Annotated in this window: 15 protein-coding genes; 10 read left to right on the top strand and 5 right to left on the bottom strand. The window is 64.0% G+C overall.

Going from position 1 to position 15,853, the window contains the following annotated elements:
• Positions 1-17 precede the first annotated feature (17 nt).
• Entirely contained in the window at positions 18-695 is a 678-nt protein-coding gene (locus AC5RVY_RS17370) for an endonuclease/exonuclease/phosphatase family protein (RefSeq protein WP_493955938.1), read from the bottom strand.
• 168 nt (positions 696-863) lie between these two features.
• On the opposite strand from AC5RVY_RS17370, the gene AC5RVY_RS17375 reads away from it, so the two are divergent.
• Both AC5RVY_RS17375 and AC5RVY_RS17380 read left to right on the top strand, forming a co-directional pair.
• Positions 864-1,667, top strand: a complete 804-nt coding sequence (locus AC5RVY_RS17375) for a thioesterase family protein (protein WP_493955939.1) — start codon at positions 864-866, stop codon at positions 1,665-1,667.
• Between the two features lie 186 nt (positions 1,668-1,853).
• The gene (locus AC5RVY_RS17380; protein WP_493955940.1) at positions 1,854-2,624 is read left to right on the top strand and encodes a lipoate--protein ligase family protein; all 771 of its coding nucleotides are present in this window, start codon (positions 1,854-1,856) and stop codon (positions 2,622-2,624) included.
• A gap of 89 nt (positions 2,625-2,713) precedes the next feature.
• Here AC5RVY_RS17380 and AC5RVY_RS17385 read toward each other — a convergent pair whose 3' ends face one another.
• Positions 2,714-2,971, bottom strand: a complete 258-nt coding sequence (locus AC5RVY_RS17385) for a mycoredoxin (protein ID WP_493955941.1) — start codon at positions 2,969-2,971, stop codon at positions 2,714-2,716.
• Between the two features lie 119 nt (positions 2,972-3,090).
• Between AC5RVY_RS17385 and AC5RVY_RS17390 the strand changes: the two genes are divergently transcribed.
• Positions 3,091-3,852, top strand: coding sequence for an SOS response-associated peptidase (locus AC5RVY_RS17390; protein WP_493955942.1), 762 nt, complete (start codon positions 3,091-3,093; stop codon positions 3,850-3,852).
• Positions 3,853-3,878: 26 nt separating this feature from the next.
• Here the strand turns inward: AC5RVY_RS17390 and AC5RVY_RS17395 are convergent, their stop codons facing one another.
• On the bottom strand, positions 3,879-4,301 hold the full coding sequence (locus AC5RVY_RS17395) for a VOC family protein (RefSeq protein WP_493955943.1): 423 nt from the start codon (positions 4,299-4,301) through the stop codon (positions 3,879-3,881).
• A 19-nt stretch (positions 4,302-4,320) separates the two neighbouring features.
• Here AC5RVY_RS17395 and AC5RVY_RS17400 point away from each other — a divergent pair, with 19 nt between their 5' ends.
• Positions 4,321-4,641, top strand: coding sequence for a chorismate mutase (locus AC5RVY_RS17400; protein ID WP_142037219.1), 321 nt, complete (start codon positions 4,321-4,323; stop codon positions 4,639-4,641).
• Positions 4,642-4,659: 18 nt separating this feature from the next.
• Here AC5RVY_RS17400 and AC5RVY_RS17405 read toward each other — a convergent pair whose 3' ends face one another.
• The gene (locus AC5RVY_RS17405) at positions 4,660-5,049 is read right to left on the bottom strand and encodes a hypothetical protein (RefSeq protein WP_493955944.1); all 390 of its coding nucleotides are present in this window, start codon (positions 5,047-5,049) and stop codon (positions 4,660-4,662) included.
• Positions 5,050-5,241: 192 nt separating this feature from the next.
• On the opposite strand from AC5RVY_RS17405, the gene AC5RVY_RS17410 reads away from it, so the two are divergent.
• The 6 genes from AC5RVY_RS17410 to pdxS all read left to right on the top strand — a co-directional run bounded on the left by AC5RVY_RS17410 (position 5,242) and on the right by pdxS (position 13,482).
• The gene (locus tag AC5RVY_RS17410; protein WP_493955945.1) at positions 5,242-5,580 is read left to right on the top strand and encodes a DUF6504 family protein; all 339 of its coding nucleotides are present in this window, start codon (positions 5,242-5,244) and stop codon (positions 5,578-5,580) included.
• Entirely contained in the window at positions 5,577-9,065 is a 3,489-nt protein-coding gene (locus tag AC5RVY_RS17415) for a DNA polymerase III subunit alpha (protein WP_493955946.1), read from the top strand. Before AC5RVY_RS17410 ends, AC5RVY_RS17415 begins: the two co-directional genes overlap by 4 nt.
• Before the next feature lie 116 nt (positions 9,066-9,181).
• Complete coding sequence (gene thrS, locus AC5RVY_RS17420; protein WP_493955947.1) at positions 9,182-11,191, top strand: threonine--tRNA ligase; 2,010 nt, start codon at positions 9,182-9,184, stop codon at positions 11,189-11,191.
• A gap of 18 nt (positions 11,192-11,209) precedes the next feature.
• Positions 11,210-11,797, top strand: coding sequence for an HIT family protein (locus AC5RVY_RS17425; RefSeq protein ID WP_493955948.1), 588 nt, complete (start codon positions 11,210-11,212; stop codon positions 11,795-11,797).
• Positions 11,787-12,410: a phosphatidylinositol phosphate synthase gene (gene pgsA / locus AC5RVY_RS17430; RefSeq protein ID WP_493955949.1), complete on the top strand. Its 624-nt coding sequence runs from the start codon at positions 11,787-11,789 to the stop codon at positions 12,408-12,410. Before AC5RVY_RS17425 ends, pgsA begins: the two co-directional genes overlap by 11 nt.
• A gap of 145 nt (positions 12,411-12,555) precedes the next feature.
• Positions 12,556-13,482 (top strand): pyridoxal 5'-phosphate synthase lyase subunit PdxS, encoded by a 927-nt coding sequence (gene pdxS, locus AC5RVY_RS17435; protein ID WP_493955950.1) that lies wholly within the window; start codon positions 12,556-12,558, stop codon positions 13,480-13,482.
• A gap of 304 nt (positions 13,483-13,786) precedes the next feature.
• Here the strand turns inward: pdxS and AC5RVY_RS17440 are convergent, their stop codons facing one another.
• Complete coding sequence (locus tag AC5RVY_RS17440; protein ID WP_493955951.1) at positions 13,787-15,799, bottom strand: M3 family metallopeptidase; 2,013 nt, start codon at positions 15,797-15,799, stop codon at positions 13,787-13,789.
• Positions 15,800-15,853: the final 54 nt, after the last annotated feature.

A 15,853-nucleotide genomic window follows, 5' to 3' on the forward strand; every position in this document is an offset into this window, starting at 1 on the left:
GCCCGGCCCGGCCCGGCTCAGTAGTCCCGGCCGTATTCCGCGTTCACCAGGATGGGCAGGTGGTCGGAGTTGCCGCGGGGCAGAGTCTCAACGCTCTCGATGTCCAGCCCCAAAGACGTGGCGAAATCGAAGTGGCCCTTGAACACCTTGTAGCGGGTGTAGGTCCGCCGGTTGCTGAGGGAGAGCGCGTAGCCCGAGTTCTTCATGTGGAGGTGGAGGTTCTTGGTGAAGAACGGGTAATTGAAGTCGCCCACCATCAGCGTCATGAGGCCCTCGCCCATGCTGAGCAGTTCGGCGTGGGCCGCGTGGATCTGCTTGCGCCGCAGGGAATTTGAGGCTGTCAGGGGCGCTGCGTGGAAGGAGCCAATCACCAGTTCATGCTGGGTCTCGTTGTCCACCACCCGGGTTCCGATGAGCCGCTCGTGGGCCGGGGCGAGGACCCTGTCGTGCATGGACTTCTTCAGCGCAAAGGACTGGGTGTCCAGGGCAGTGAAACGGCTGGTGCGGTAATAGATGGCGAGCCCAAGCCGGTTTCCCTTGGTGGCGTCAGCAAGGTGGAGCGGACCCAGGGTCTCGGGGAGGTCACTGGCATCCACCTCCTGCAGGCAGAGCGCATCGACGTCATGGTTCCTTGCCAGCGCAAGGAGCTCACCGCTCGCTTTGTGCTTGCGGAGGTTGTAGCTGATGACGCGCATTCACGCACCTCTTCCGAGGGTTGCTGACAGGACCGTTCCCGAGTCTAGTCTGATGACCGCCGCCAGGCTCCAACATTTCAGCGAGTCCCCGAACAACCCATGCCGGTTGCCTGCCTGCACAACGATAGAGTTAGTGCGAATTCACTGAAATCTCCTGGGAGGCCACCGTTGACCGCTGAACTGCCTGAACTGGCCGAGGGAAACCATTACTACGAGGCGCTCGGTGACGGACGCTTCTGTTCCACCATCCATGCCCAGGGTGCCTGGAACGTGCATGAGCAGCACATGGCGCCGGCATCCGGTCTGATGGCGGACTGCCTGGAGCGGCACCAACCGCGGCCTGAACTGCGGATGGCCAGGCTGAGCTACGAGATCCTCGGCCTGATCCCCGGCGGCCAGTTCCACATCGAGACCACCACGCTCCGGCCGGGGAAGACCATCGAACTGCTGCAGGCCGAACTGATTGCCGGCGGCCGGACGGCTATCCGGGCCACGGCGTGGCGGATGGTCACCAGCGATACTTCAGCCGTGGCCGCCACCGAAGACGCCGCCATCCCTGGCCCGGACGAATGCAAGCCCTATGACGGCGCATCCGTCTGGCCCGGCGGCTACATCCGCTCCCTCGAAATGCGGGTGGCTGAAGGCCACCGGCCAGGGGCCGGCAAAGTCTGGCTGCGCACCGACCACCCCCTGACGGATGCGGCGGACAGTAGCGACCTGGCCCGCCTGATGGGGCTGGTGGACACCGCCAACGGCATCGCCGCGCGGGTGCCGCCAGGCCGGGACAGCTACTCCTTCCCCAACGTAGACCTCCAGATCCACATGTACCGCCGCCCTGAGGGGGAGTGGCTGGGGCTGGACAACGCCGTCTCCTTTGGCCGCGACGGGATCGGGCTCACCTCAACTGTCCTGCACGACCTGCAGGGCCCTTTTGGACGCGCGGAACAAATCCTCACGCTCCGCAAAAGCTGACCCCATGGCGGCGGCGAGATCGGTCCGGGAGGTTGAGGAGCGCACCGGTAAACCAGGGCTGCGAGCCGGCTGCCGCCGTCGAACGCGGGGACCGCTGCAACAACACAATCCGGACGATGTAAATGACGCAAAAGGCCACGGCGTAACCTAGGTTTGGCCTGTCCGCCGACAACAAGGAACTGCACGATGACCACAGGGGAGCTTGGCAACATGCATCATGCCGATCCGGATACCCGCACGCTGACAGTGGTGCGCCAGGAAGTTTCGCTGGGCGCCGCGCGGGACCTGGAATTCGGACTGGAGCTCCTGTCCAAGGCACGGACCGGGGGGATAGGCCCCACCCTGCGCCTGTACCGGCCCGCCCCTACCGTTGCGTTCGGCCAGCGGGACACGCGGCTGCCGGGTTTTGCCGCAGCAGAGCGGGCCTGCCGGGACCACGGCTTTGAGCCGCTGGTCCGCCGCGCCGGCGGCCGGGCCGCCGCCTACCACCAGGGCACCCTGGTGGTGGACCACATCGAACCGGATGCGGACGCGATTGCCGGATCAAAACGCCGGTTCGGCTACTTCGGCGACCTGTTCGCCGACGCCTTGCGCAGCCTGGGGGTGGACGCAGCCGTCGGGGAGATCCCCGGAGAATACTGCCCCGGGGAATTCAGTGTGCACGGCAACGGCCAGGGCGGCGCGCACCGCGTGAAGCTGGTGGGCACCGCCCAGCGCGTGGTGGCCGGAGGCTGGCTGTTCAGTTCCGTCATCGTGGTGGAAAACTCCGCACCGATCCGCAACGTCCTTACCGACACGTACGCGGCACTGGGACTGGACTGGGACCCTGCCACGGCCGGGGCAGTGGATGACCTGGTCCCCGGCGTGGACGTTGCGGCAGTGGAGGATGCGCTGCTGGCAACCTACGCGGGCCATGCCACCCTCGAGACTGCACCCTTCAGCAGCCTGGGGGCATAAACTTTCCGCCCGGAGCAACAAAAAACGGGACCAAAACTGAATGTTGGTCCCGTTTGTTTGTCCAGCCCAGGCCGTGTCCGGCCGGCCGCTTACGCGGCGAGACGGGTCTTGACCTCGGCAGCGGACGGGTTGGTGGCAGCGGTGCCGTCCGGAAAGAGGACGGTGGGTACGGTGCGGTTGCCGCCGTTCAGCTGCTCCACCAGTTCGGCGGTGCCGTCCACTTCCTCAATGTTGATCTCGTTGTAGCCGATGCCCTGCGCGTCCAGCTGCTTCTTCAAGCGGTTGCAGTAGCCGCACCATGTGGTGGAAAACATGGTGATAGTGCCGGATTCGGGAGTGAAGTCCAAAAGGTTCTCCTATGCGTCGTTCAGCGGGTCCTTCCTTTCAACGGTAGCGTGCAAGGCAGTATTCCCCGGCTCTGCGCGCTTCACATGACAGCCCATGCGGCCGGTGGCATGCTGGAGCCATGTGTGGACGTTATGTGATGGCACGTGCCGTGGGGGACCTCCTGGCTGAATTCGACGCCGAACTTGAGGAGGAAGTGGACATCCCGCCGTCCTGGAACGTGGCGCCGACCGATGATGTGCCCATCGTCCTGGAGCGGCTGCTCGACGACGGCCCGGCACCGAAACAAGTACGCCAGCTCCACGTGGCGCGGTGGGGACTGGTCCCCTCCTGGGCCAAAGACCCCGGCATCGGTTCGCGGATGATCAACGCCCGGAGCGAATCAGTACTCGAGAAGCCGGCCTTCCGCAAGGCAGTCCAGTCACGCCGGTGCGCAGTGCCGGCTGACGGCTACTACGAATGGAAGCAGGGGCCGGGGAAGTCCAAGCAGCCCTACTATGTGCACCCGGGGGAGGGCCACGGCCTGGTTTTCGCCGGGCTCTATGAATGGTGGAAGGACCCCGCCTGGCCCGCCGGCGAGCCGGGCGGCTGGATGCTGTCCACCTCCATCCTGACAACCGACACGCCGCCGCCCGGGAGCGAAGACACCGTGTTCGGCAAGCTGACCGCGTTGCACGACAGGGTTCCGCTGCCGATGGACAAAGCCATCATGGAAGCCTGGCTGGACCCGCAGGCCGATGACGCGGCTGGGCTGGTGGACCTGGTGCGGGCCGGCGTCAAGGACGTGGCAGCAGACTGGCACGTTGATTCGGTGGGCAAGGACGTGGGGAACGTGCGCAACAACGGGCCGGAACTGATCCGCCCGGTGGAGGCCCTTTTCTAGCAGCCGAGCCAACAGGCGGGTGCCGCCTACACGGTGACCATGCCGTCGTCGTTCACTGTCCACGTGGGGTTGTAGGCCACCTCCCAGCGGAAGCCGTCCGGGTCGGCGAAGTAGCCGGTGTATCCGCCCCAGGGCTGGGTGATGGGTTCGGCAATGATCTCCGCGCCGGCCGCGGCCGCTTCTGCCATGACCCTGTCGACGTCCTCGGTGCCGGGGAGGTTGTGGCTGAACGTGATGCAGGGGACGGGGCCGGGAGGACCCACGCCTGCATCGGCCTGCATCTGGCGCACATCCCACAGGGACAGCACCAGGCCGTGGTTCACCTGGATGAACACGACGTCCCCCGGAACCTCGCGGTGGACCGGCCAGCCGAGGCCGTCGACGTAAAACGCGCGGGATGCCGGAACGCTGCGGACGCCTAATGAAATGAAGTCGACTCTGGGCTGCATGGTTCGATACTGTCAGAGGATGGCGACAATTCAAGGGAACGATCGGGACGCTTTGGCCGACAAGGAACAGCTCGCTGCCGTCCGGATCGCCGTGGATGAGGTGGATGACCAGATTGTCACCCTGATCGCCCGCCGGGAACGGCTGATCCGGATCGCCGGAACGCTCAAGGGCGACGACGCCGAGGTCCGCGCCCCGGGCCGTGTTGAGCGGATCATCGAACACGTCCGCTCCGCAGCCGAGAAGAAGGACATTGACCCGGACATCGTCGAGTCCACCTACCGGGCCATGATCTCCGGCTTCATCGAACTCGAACTCCGGGTCCACAAAGAAAACAGCTGAGCCGCACCGGCCCAGCCGCTACAGGTTCTCCTCCACGGGGACACCTGACTGGAATTCCCTGCCGTCAGCCTCGCTGAAGCCGGTCATCACGTGCCCCTCACCGAGCCCGTTGATGGCTGCCATCGGGAAGTTGCCGGTGATGGTGCTGCCTGAATGGCTGACACCCGACAGATCGTAGTTTTCTTCCCAGCTCTGGTCATGGTTGAACGAGAAGAAGGAAATGGGCTTCCCGTTCATGAACTCAATGCCCAGCCGCCGCTGGGACGAGTAGTCCGGTGTGGCGGCCACAAGCCCCACCACATAGGCACCGGAACCGGGAATACTGCCATCTAAATCGAAGGTTGCCACGAGCGTGGAGTCCTGGGCTTTGATGCTGACCTGTTTGAGGAGTGCGTCATGGGTGCTCATGGCACAATCCTGCTCCCTGCCGTTCGCTCCGTCCACCCCTGAGGGGTGACAGAAAAGGAAGCCGCAGCCCCTCCCGCAGTGTGCCACTGGGGCCATCCCTCTTTGGCTATGCGCCAGTTCCCGGGAGGCGTAGACTGGTTGCAGTTCGAACATATATTCGAACACTTTTCAGTTTGCATCAGGGAGGCAGCGATGGGCATTTTCAGCCAATCCGTGGACGTCTCCTGCGCTCCAGACGGCCAGCCCGTAGCCCTGACCTGGGACGGACGTTCCTATTCAGTGTGTGCCGACACCGTGCGCTGGTACGAGCGCCGTCAATGGTGGGTTGAAGAAACCCGTGCGCCGCTGGGAAGCGGTCCCGGGTTGGTGGACCACGAGATCTGGCGGGTCCAAGTGCTCCCCTCCGGCCCAGGTCCCGGCCGTCCCAAGGAACAGGAAGAGGCGCTCACTCTTGACCTCACCCGCCATATCCGCAGCGGCCGCTGGCGCCTCCTTCGGATCCATGACGCCCTGCGCCCCAGAACAGCATGAGCTTCACACACCTTCACGTCTCCACCGCATTCAGCGCCCACTACGGAGTGTCCTGGCCAGCGGAACTGGCCCAGGCAGCAGCCGCTGACGGTGCAGACGCGCTCGCATGCACTGACAGGGACGGGCTGTACGGGACCATCAAGCACCTGAAGGCATGCATGGATGCCCGTATAGACCCCATCGTCGGGGTGGACCTTGCGGTGTATGACGACGACGGCGATCACCGCACCCAGCTGGCCGGCCGGGTGGTGGTGCTCGCCCGCGGGAACAACAACGGCGCGGGATATCGGGCCCTGTGCAGGCTGGTGTCCGATGCCCACGCCCGCACCTCGGGAAAATCCGGGGGAGTTGTGCCGGTAGCCGTAACCAGGGCGCAGCTTGCCTCCCGCACCCTCGATCCTCGCACCCTGAAACCCGTGCTGATGGTGCTGATCGGGCCGGATTCCGACGTCGGCCGTGCCATGGGCGGGCGGCGTTACCTCCGGCCGCGCACCCTTTTCAAGCAGTGGCTGGATGCCATGCCTGCAGGCACCGTGGTGGCGGAAATTGTTTCCCAGCTCAGCGCACCGGGGACACCTCTGAGCACGGCGCACGCCGTCCGGATGCTCAAACTGGCAGAGGAGCACAGCATCCCGGCAATCCTCACCAATGCGGTTCGTTACTGTGCGGAGGATGGGGCTGCGACTGCGGACGTGCTGGATTCAGCACGGACCCTCAAATCACTTCCCGAACTGGCCCAGGAGCCGCTGTTGCAACCGAACGGCCAGGGCTGGCTGAAGTCCACCCGGCAGATGTTGCAGCTGGGGAAGGAAATCATCTCCGCAGCCGGCTATGGTGCCGAAGACCTTAAGCAGCTCATGGCACAAACCGAGGCGCTCGCCGATGTATGCAGGATTGATCCCGTTTCAGACATGGGATGGAAGCAGCCCGTAGTGCCGGAAGCCGCGGTCATCGGGATCAGCCAGGATCCGCACGTGGAACTGTTGCAGCGCTGCCAGGCCGGAATCGGCAGGAGGTTCCCGGGGATCTCGGGCAACAACGAAAAGGAAATGCTCAAACGGCTTGACCATGAGCTGGGCATCATCCAGAACCTGGGATTCTCCTCCTACTTCCTTACCGTCGCCGAGGTTTCCCGGATGATCCAGGAGATGGGGGTGCGGGCAGCTGCCCGCGGCTCGGGGGCCTCCAGCCTGGTCAATTACCTCATTGACGTCAGCCAGGTAAATCCGCTGCAGCATGACCTGATTTTCGAACGCTTCCTCTCCCAGGACCGGGCCACCCTCCCGGATATCGACATCGACGTCGAAAGCGCCGAGCGGCACAACGTGTACCACCGGATATTCGAGCGCTTCGGCCCGGAACGCGTCACGCTCATGAGCATGCAGAACGGCTACCGGGCGCGGGGTGCTGTGCGCGACGCCGGCCTCGCGTTGGGAATGGATGACGGCGACGTGGGGGACATTGCCAAGCAACTGTGGAGGTTCTCGGCCTCGAAATTCCGTGAGGCGTTGCAGGAAAAGCCCGAGTTAAGGGATTTTGCCGGCCGGGTGGAAAAGCGCGATTCCCACGGAAACCAGCAGCTGGACCTGCTGGTGGACCTCACCGAACGCCTGGACCGGTTGCCCCGGCATATCTCCATGCATCCATGCGGCGTAATCCTGGGGGACGCCACCCTGCTGGACCGCACTCCGGTGCAGCCCAGTGGACTGGGGTTGCCCATGAGCCAGTTCGATAAGCACGACATGGACCCCATGGGCATGCTCAAGCTCGATGTCCTGGGCGTCAGGATGCAAAGCGCCATGGCTTTTGCCGTCAGGGAGATCATCCGCATCCATTCCTCCAAGAAGGAAGTGGTGGCAGCAGGCGGCCATGCCGCTGGCCCGGACGGGTCCGGGCCTGACTTCATTGCTGACAACGGGCATATCGACCTCAATGCCATTCCCCTGGATGATGAGCCCACGTTTGAACTCATCCGGAGCACCCACACCCTGGGCTGTTTCCAGATTGAATCTCCCGGGCAGCGCGAACTGATCGGCAAAATGGCGCCCAGGGAGTTCAATGACCTCATCATCGACATTTCGCTTTTCCGCCCCGGCCCCATGAAATCGGATATGGTGCGGCCCTTCCTGGAGCACCGCCACGGGTTCGCCCCGGAGGTCTACCCGCACCCGCTCCTGAAACCGGTGCTTCAGGAAACCCACGGAGTGACGGTGTTCCACGAGCAAATCCTGAGGACCCTGGACGTGATGACCGGGTGCGGACTTGCCAAGGCCGATGAATTCCGCCGTGCCCTCAGCAGCGAGGCGGGGGAATCCCACGTGGAGGAGTATTTCCGCAAGCAGGCAAAGGCCAGGAACTTTGACCCGGAGGTCGTTGACAAGGTCTGGCAAACGTTGAAGTCCTTTGCCAGCTTCGGTTTCTGCAAAGCCCATGGTGCTGCCTTCGCCGTGCCCACGTACCAGTCAGCCTGGCTGAAGGCGCACCACCCTGAAGCGTTCCTGGCAGGCCTCTGGGAGCATGACCCCGGAATGTACCCCAAGCGGCTGCTCGTGGCGGAAGCCAGAAGGCTTGGCATCCCCATCCTTCCCCTGGACATCAACCGCAGCAAAGGCGAGTACCGGGTGGAACGGATCCGTCAGGGCACTGATGCCGGGAAGCTCGGAATCAGGCTAAGCCTGAACGGGATCTATGGATTGTCTGCCACGGAGCTGAAAAGGATTGTTGCCGGCCAGCCGTACGATTCCCTGGCAGACCTCCGCGCGCGCTCGCGGTTGAGCAAGCCAAGCATCAAACGCCTGGCCCAGCTGGGTGCTTTTGATTCACTCCACCGTGAAGCGGGCGGGATGGCCAACCGGGCAGACCTGGTGCAGCACCTTCAGCAGCTGCAAAGCACAGGCAACACGCGCAAGGGCCTCGAAGTGCTCGAGGGCCAGCTGTCCCTTCCCCTCGGCGATGTGGAGTTGCGCAACATCAAACCGGGGCTGCCCGAACCCACCCTGGTGGAGAATGTCCGGGCTGAGCTGGATCTGATGGCCATTGACGTCAGCAGCCACCTGATGGAAAGCCACCGCCCCATACTGGACAGGCTGGGTGTCACTACGGCGGACAAGCTCCTGGGCCTGCGCAACGGGACTGAAGTCTTGGTGGCCGGAGTACGGGTAGCCACCCAGACGCCGCCCATGCGGGGCGGCAGGAGGGTGGTTTTCATCAGCATTGACGACGGCACCGGCTGCGTCGATTCCGTCTTCTTCCATGAAGCCCAGGAGAACGCCGGATTGCTCCTGTTTGGTACCAGGCTGCTGCTCATCCGGGGCACCACCAGGCGCACAGGGCCGCGGGGCATCAGCATCAGCGCAAGCATGGCCTGGGACCTCAGCCGTACCGAAACCCTGCCCTTTCCCTCTCCCGGTGGCCAGGCTCCCGACGGTCCGCATCCCCTTGACGGGATCAGCAGGACCCTTGCGATTACTGGTTTTAGCGGTTGACCCTGCCGTGTGCCGCTTTGGTCGGCCCTTCGCGGAACCGATAGCATTGACGGTGGCTGGCTGTGGTCCCCGTATGCCACAAGCTATGAAGCCTTAACTTTGAATAGGAGACACCCGTGTCAGATGCCCAGCAGATCACCCTTCTCGTCGATGGCGAAGAGACCAAGGTGACTACCGGGACAACCGGTGCGGAACTCTTCTTTGAGCGCCGTGATGTTGTTGTGGCCCGCGTTAACGGCGAGCTGAAGGACCTGGACCAGGAACTGCCTGAAGGCGCCGAGGTTCAGGGCGTCACCATCGATTCCCCGGACGGATTGAACGTGCTCCGCCACTCCACGGCCCACGTGATGGCTCAGGCTGTGCAGCAGTTGCGTCCCGACGCCAAGCTGGGCATCGGCCCGTACATCACCGACGGCTTCTACTTCGACTTCGACGTCGCCGAGCCTTTCACCCCCGAGGACCTGAAAACCCTCGAAAAGATGATGCTCAAGATCGTCAACCAGAACCAGAAGTTCGTCCGCCGCGTCGTCTCCGAAGACGAGGCCCGCGAGGCGATGAAGAACGAGCCCTACAAGCTTGAACTCCTGGGCAAGAAGAACGACGCCGCCGAAGCCGGCGAAGGCGTCAACGTTGAGGTCGGTGCCGGCGACATCACCATCTACGACAACGTTGAGCGCAAGGAAGGGACCACCGTCTGGTGCGATCTCTGCCGCGGCCCGCACCTGCCCAATACCAAGATGATCTCCAACGCTTTCGCCCTCACCCGCTCATCCTCCGCCTACTGGCTGGGAAACCAGAAGAACCAGCAGCTGCAGCGGATCTACGGCACGGCGTGGCCCGCCAAGGACGCACTGAAGGCTTACCAGGAACGGATCGCCGAGGCCGAGCGCCGCGACCACCGCAAGCTCGGCTCTGAACTGGACCTGTTCTCCTTCCCTGATGAACTCGGCTCAGGCCTTCCTGTCTTCCACCCCAAGGGCGGCATTATCCGCAAGGAGATGGAGGACTACTCGAGGCAGCGCCACGTCGAGGCGGGCTACGAGTTCGTGTACACGCCGCACATCACCAAGGGCCACCTCTACGAAGTGTCGGGCCACCTTGACTGGTACAAGGACGGCATGTTCCCCGCGATGCGCGTTGACGAGGAACTCAACGCCGACGGCACCATCCGTAAGCCGGCGCAGGACTACTACCTGAAGCCGATGAACTGCCCCATGCACAACCTCATTTTCCGTTCCCGCGGCCGGTCCTACCGCGAACTGCCCCTGCGGCTGTTCGAATTCGGAGCGGTCTACCGGTACGAGAAGTCCGGCGTGGTGCACGGCCTCACCCGGGTACGCGGCATGACACAGGACGACGCCCACATCTACTGCACCCGCGAGCAGATGAAGGATGAACTCACCAAGACCCTGAACTTCGTCCTGGACCTGCTCAAGGACTACGGGCTCAACGACTTCTACCTGGAACTCTCCACCAAGGACCCGGAAAAGTACGTTGGTGACGACGCAACCTGGGAGGAAGCCACCAGGACCCTCGCGGAAGTCGCCCAGGAATCCGGTCTCGAACTCGTGCCGGATCCGGGTGGAGCGGCCTTCTACGGTCCCAAGATCTCCGTACAGGCCAAGGATGCGCTGGGCCGAACCTGGCAGATGTCCACCATCCAGTTGGACTTCAACCTGCCGGAACGCTTTGAACTGGAATTCCAGGCCGCGGACGGCAGCCGGCAGCGTCCCGTGATGATCCACCGTGCCCTCTTCGGTTCGGTGGAGCGGTTCATGGGTGTGCTTACCGAACACTACGCCGGCGCCTTTCCTGCCTGGCTCGCACCGGTCCAGGTGGTGGGCATCCCTGTGGCGGAAACGTTCAACGAGTACATGTTCGACGTCGTCGACCAGCTTAAGGCGGCAGGCATCCGGGCCGAGGTGGACACCTCCTCGGACCGGTTCCCGAAGAAGATCCGCACAGCCAGCAAGGATAAGATCCCGTTCGTGCTGATCGCCGGCGGCGACGACGCCGAGGCAGGCGCCGTGTCGTTCCGCTTCCGCGACGGCAGCCAGGACAACGGCGTACCCGTTGAAGAGGCAGTCAAGCGGATCACGGAAGCCGTCCGTAACCGGACCAGCTAGCGGAAACGGAACAGTACGGTGCAGGAGAACACAGACGCAGGATATCCGGGCGATGCCGGCGTTACCGACGACTTCGACCTCGCCGGTGTCCCGGACGCTTTCCAGCGCCTGTGGACTCCGCACCGCATGGCCTACATCAAGGGCGGCCAACACCAGTTCAAGAACGAAAATGACTGCCCGTTCTGCGTCGGGCCAGCGCGCAGCGATGAGGAAGCACTCATCGTCCACCGGGGAAAGACCTGCTATGTGGTGCTGAACCTGTTTCCTTACAACCCGGGGCACCTGCTGGTCTGCCCGTACCGCCACATCCCCGACTACACGGACCTGACGGTCGAGGAGACCGCGGAGTTCGCCGAGCTGACCCAAACGGCCATGAGGGTCCTGCGGAAAGTCTCCAATCCGGGCGGTTTCAACCTCGGAATGAACCAGGGCGTAGTGGGCGGAGCCGGTATTGCGGCGCACCTGCACCAGCACATTGTTCCCCGGTGGGGCGGTGACGGGAACTTCTTCCCCATCATCGCCCAGACCAAGGCGATCACGCAGACCCTTGATGAGGTCCGCCAGCAGGTCGCCGACGCCTGGCCCGGGGAGACGGATGCTGAATAGGCACGCGCGCAGGTTCTTCACAGCGCTGTTCACCCCGGTTGCCCGCTGGCTCCTGCGGATCGGCGTTTCGCCGGACGCTGTCACGATCATCGGCACGGCCGGCGTTGTGGTGGGAGCCCTGGTCTTCTACCCGCTGGGGCAGCTCTGGTGGGGAACACTGTTCATCACCGCCTTCATCTTTTCCGATGTCCTGGACGGCATTATGGCCAGGATGCAGGCCGTGGGCAGCCGGTGGGGCAACTTCCTGGACTCCACCCTGGACCGGATCGCCGACGGCGCCCTGTTCGCCGGGCTCGCGGTCTGGTTCTTTACGGGCGGGGCCAACGTTCCCATTGCGATGGCGGCCACCGTGTGCCTCGTCCTGGGCATGGTGGTTTCCTATGCCAGGGCCAAAGCCGAGTCCTTGGGCTTCACCGCCAACATCGGGATTGCCGAACGGGCAGAACGGCTGGTTTCGGTTCTGGTGGTCACCGGATTCACCGGCCTGGGGCTTCCGAGCGTGGTGCTGCTGGTGACGCTGGCGCTGCTCGCCCTGGCCAGCTTCATCACCGTGGTCCAGCGCGTGCTGTCAGTACGCCGCCAGGCCCTTGCGGAACCATCGACGGCTGATTAGCACGAATTGAGTCGGCTGGCCGCGGTGAGACTAGTATTAGGACTGCCCGGTCAATGGATCCGGCAACCCGGTGTGTGTAAACAGGCATCTGACGTGCCGCCCTGCACGCCCGGCGAAGGTCATCTATCTACCCATAGGGGTTTTTGTGTCTACACCTGATGTAAGCAACGAGGCCGGTTCGTCCGCGAACAGCGTCACGGGCAGCAGCCGCGTGAAGCGCGGCATGGCTGAGATGCTCAAGGGCGGCGTCATCATGGACGTCGTCAATGTCGAACAGGCCCGCATCGCCGAGGATGCCGGTGCTGTCGCTGTCATGGCGCTGGAACGCGTTCCGGCCGATATCCGCGCCCAGGGCGGCGTGTCCCGCATGTCCGATCCGGACATGATCGACCAGATCATCGATGCCGTGTCCATTCCTGTCATGGCCAAGGCCCGGATTGGCCACTTCGTTGAGGCCCAGGTCCTGCAGTCACTGGGCGTGGACTACATTGACGAGTCCGAGGTCCTGACCCCGGCCGACTACGTCAACCACATTGATAAGTGGAACTTCAAGGTTCCCTTCGTCTGTGGCGCCACTAACCTCGGTGAGGCACTGCGCCGCATCAACGAGGGTGCGGCGATGATCCGCTCCAAGGGTGAGGCCGGCACCGGCGACGTGTCCAACGCCACCGGCCACATGCGCCAGATCCGCTCGGAGATCGCCAAGCTCGCCGCCCTGCCCGAGGACGAGCTGTACGTCGCCGCGAAGGAACTGCAGGCTCCGTACGAACTGGTCAAGGAAGTGGCCGCTGCCGGCAAGCTTCCGGTGGTGCTGTTCACCGCCGGTGGCATCGCCACACCGTCCGATGCCGCCATGATGATGCAGCTCGGCGCCGACGGCGTGTTTGTCGGCTCCGGCATCTTCAAGTCCGGCAACCCCGCCCAGCGCGCAGCCGCTGTCGTGAAGGCCACCACCTTCTTCGACGATCCGGACGTCATCGCCAAGGCCTCCCGTGGCCTGGGTGAAGCCATGGTGGGCATCAACGTCGACGAGATCCCCCAGCCGCACCGCCTGGCCGAGCGCGGCTGGTAGTCTCTCTGGCGCCCTTGGGGCGCCGGGCGGCGTCATCCTCTGCGTGCTATTCCCCGCGCTCTCCTGGCAGCTTTTGCAGCTGGCTGGGGCGCGGGGGCCCTTTTACGCACGCTGCCGGATAACGCCGTCCGTCGCTAAGTGGTCGCCCTGCCTCTTAGCAACAATCCGCGACGGCGGCGGGTCACCTCTGTGGGTGACCCGCCGCCGTCGTCCTTTTCTCTGGAGTTTTTGTCCAGATATGCAGACATAACCCCCTCGAAGCCTGCATATCTGGACAAAAACTCGGGTTGGCGGAAGGCGGGGGCTACTCGAGGCCGCGGCGCTTTAGGAGGGGTTCGAGTTTTGCTTCGCGGCCACGGAGGATGCGGAACGACTCCAGCGGATCCCGGCTGTTTCCACGCGAGAGCAGCTCCTGCCTGAAGCGTTCGCCGCTTGCCCGGGTCAGGCCGCCGTTCTCGGTGAACCAGTCCACCGTTTCGGCGTCCAGCACCTCGCTCCAGATGTAGGAGTAATAACCGGCCGCGTACCCTGCACCGGCGAAGATGTGCTGGAAGTACCCGGTGCGGTAGCGCGGCGGAATCAGGGCGTGCGCAATCCCCGCGGCCGCGAGGGCCTTCTCCTCGAATGCCACGGCGTCATCCGGGACATCGTCGGCTCCCAGGACATGCCAAGCCAAGTCCAGGAGGGCAGCTCCCAGGTATTCGGTAGTGGCGAAGCCCTCACCCCAGAGCCGCGATTCGTTGAGCCTGTCCACGGTGGCCTGGGGGAGCGGCTCGCCGGTTTTGTAATGCTTCGCGTAGTTGGCAAGCACCTCCGGCCAGGTAATCCACATCTCATTGACCTGGGACGGGTACTCCACGAAATCGCGTGGGACGGCCGTGCCGGAAAACCTTGGATACGTCACCCTGGAGAACAGCCCATGCAAGGCATGGCCGAACTCGTGGAACGTGGTCCGCAGCTCATCGAGGGTCAGCAGCGTGGGCTCGCCCGCCGGCGGCTTGGAGATGTTCAGGTTGTTGATGACCACTGGCGCGGTTCCCAGCAGCGCTGATTGTTCCACCAGCGCATTCATCCAGGCGCCGCCGCGCTTGGATTCCCGGGAGTAGTAGTCGCCCAGGAACAGGCCCAATGCACTGCCGTCCTGGTTCCTCACCTCCCAGACGCGGACATCGGGATGGTAGCCCGCCAGGTCCGTCCGCTCGTGGAACGTAATTCCGTAGAGGGACGTGGCGGCGAAGAAGACGCCATCGGCCAGGACACGCTCAAGCTCGAAATAGGGGCGGAGTGCCTGGTCATCCACGTTGTATTTTTCCCGCCGGACCTTCGCCGAATAAAAGGCCCAGTCCCAGGCTTCCAGGGGGTGGCCGGCCGCCTCCGCAAGGGCCGTAGCCTCGCGGTCGGCGTTGCGGACAGCGGCCGGTGCCATCCGGTTCAGCATGGACTGGACAGACCCGAAATCGGGCGCGGTTTGCCGGTCAACCACCAGTTCGGCGTAATTGGCGAAGCCCAGCAGGGCGGCCTTTTCGGCGCGCAGGCCCGCCATGGACCGGGCAAGGTCAAGGACGTCGAGGGCGCCGCCGCTGCTGCCGCGGGCCACCGAGGCTTCAAAAAGCCGACGGCGGACGCTCCGGTCCTCGAGGACGGCGAGGGCGGGCTGGTTGGTTGGCTGGATCAGCGTCAGCAGGAACTTCCCGTCATGCCCGGCGGCGCGGGCAGCTTCAGCGGCCCGGGCCACGTCCTCGGCGGGCATCCCCGCCAGGTCCCCGACGTCATCCAGCAGGAGGGCCGCCGACTTCATCCCCTCCTTGACCCGCTGCCCGAACTCGGTGCCCAACCGGGAGAGCTCCGCATTAAGCTCCCTAAGCCGTTCCTGTCCGCCCTCGTCCAATTGGATTCCGGACTGCCGGAATTCCTTCAGATACTCTTCCACCAGACGCTCCGACTCCGCGTCAAGGCCGGATGTATCGATGGCGGCGAAGCGTTCGTACAGGGCCCGGTTCAGGAACACCTCGTCCTGATGGGCCGAAAAGCGCGGCGACAATTCCGTTTCCAGATCCCGGATCTCTTCCGTTGCATCTGCGGATACGAGGGTGAAAAAAGCTGCAGAGGCCCTCTGCAGCAACAAGCCGGAGCGCTCCATCGCCACGGCCGTGTTCTCGAAGGTAGCGGGATCAGGATTCCCGGTAATCGCCCGAACCTCAGCCAGGTGCCCGGCGAATCCGGCCTCTGCGGCTTCGGCATAGTGGGACGCGTGGATTTCCGCGAACGGGGGCAGGCCGAACGGAAGCTGACTGGGATGGAGCAGGGGGTTGGTCATGACGTAAATCTTCCACAGGGGCCACGCCTTCTCAACGACCCGCAAATGCCTGCG

Source organism: Arthrobacter sp. Ha26 (assembly GCF_059091705.1).

What these genes read in the sequence shown, in the direction of transcription:
- AC5RVY_RS17395 (WP_493955943.1), bottom strand. Translation starts at nt 4,301, where the DNA reads ATGCAGCCCAGAGTCGACTTCATTTCATTAGGCGTCCGCAGCGTTCCG.
- AC5RVY_RS17370 (WP_493955938.1), bottom strand. Translation starts at nt 695, where the DNA reads ATGCGCGTCATCAGCTACAACCTCCGCAAGCACAAAGCGAGCGGTGAG.
- AC5RVY_RS17405 (WP_493955944.1), bottom strand. Translation starts at nt 5,049, where the DNA reads ATGAGCACCCATGACGCACTCCTCAAACAGGTCAGCATCAAAGCCCAG.
- pgsA (WP_493955949.1), top strand. Translation starts at nt 11,787, where the DNA reads ATGCTGAATAGGCACGCGCGCAGGTTCTTCACAGCGCTGTTCACCCCG.
- AC5RVY_RS17380 (WP_493955940.1), top strand. Translation starts at nt 1,854, where the DNA reads ATGACCACAGGGGAGCTTGGCAACATGCATCATGCCGATCCGGATACC.
- AC5RVY_RS17415 (WP_493955946.1), top strand. Translation starts at nt 5,577, where the DNA reads ATGAGCTTCACACACCTTCACGTCTCCACCGCATTCAGCGCCCACTAC.
- AC5RVY_RS17410 (WP_493955945.1), top strand. Translation starts at nt 5,242, where the DNA reads ATGGGCATTTTCAGCCAATCCGTGGACGTCTCCTGCGCTCCAGACGGC.
- AC5RVY_RS17400 (WP_142037219.1), top strand. Translation starts at nt 4,321, where the DNA reads ATGGCGACAATTCAAGGGAACGATCGGGACGCTTTGGCCGACAAGGAA.
- AC5RVY_RS17440 (WP_493955951.1), bottom strand. Translation starts at nt 15,799, where the DNA reads ATGACCAACCCCCTGCTCCATCCCAGTCAGCTTCCGTTCGGCCTGCCC.
- AC5RVY_RS17390 (WP_493955942.1), top strand. Translation starts at nt 3,091, where the DNA reads ATGTGTGGACGTTATGTGATGGCACGTGCCGTGGGGGACCTCCTGGCT.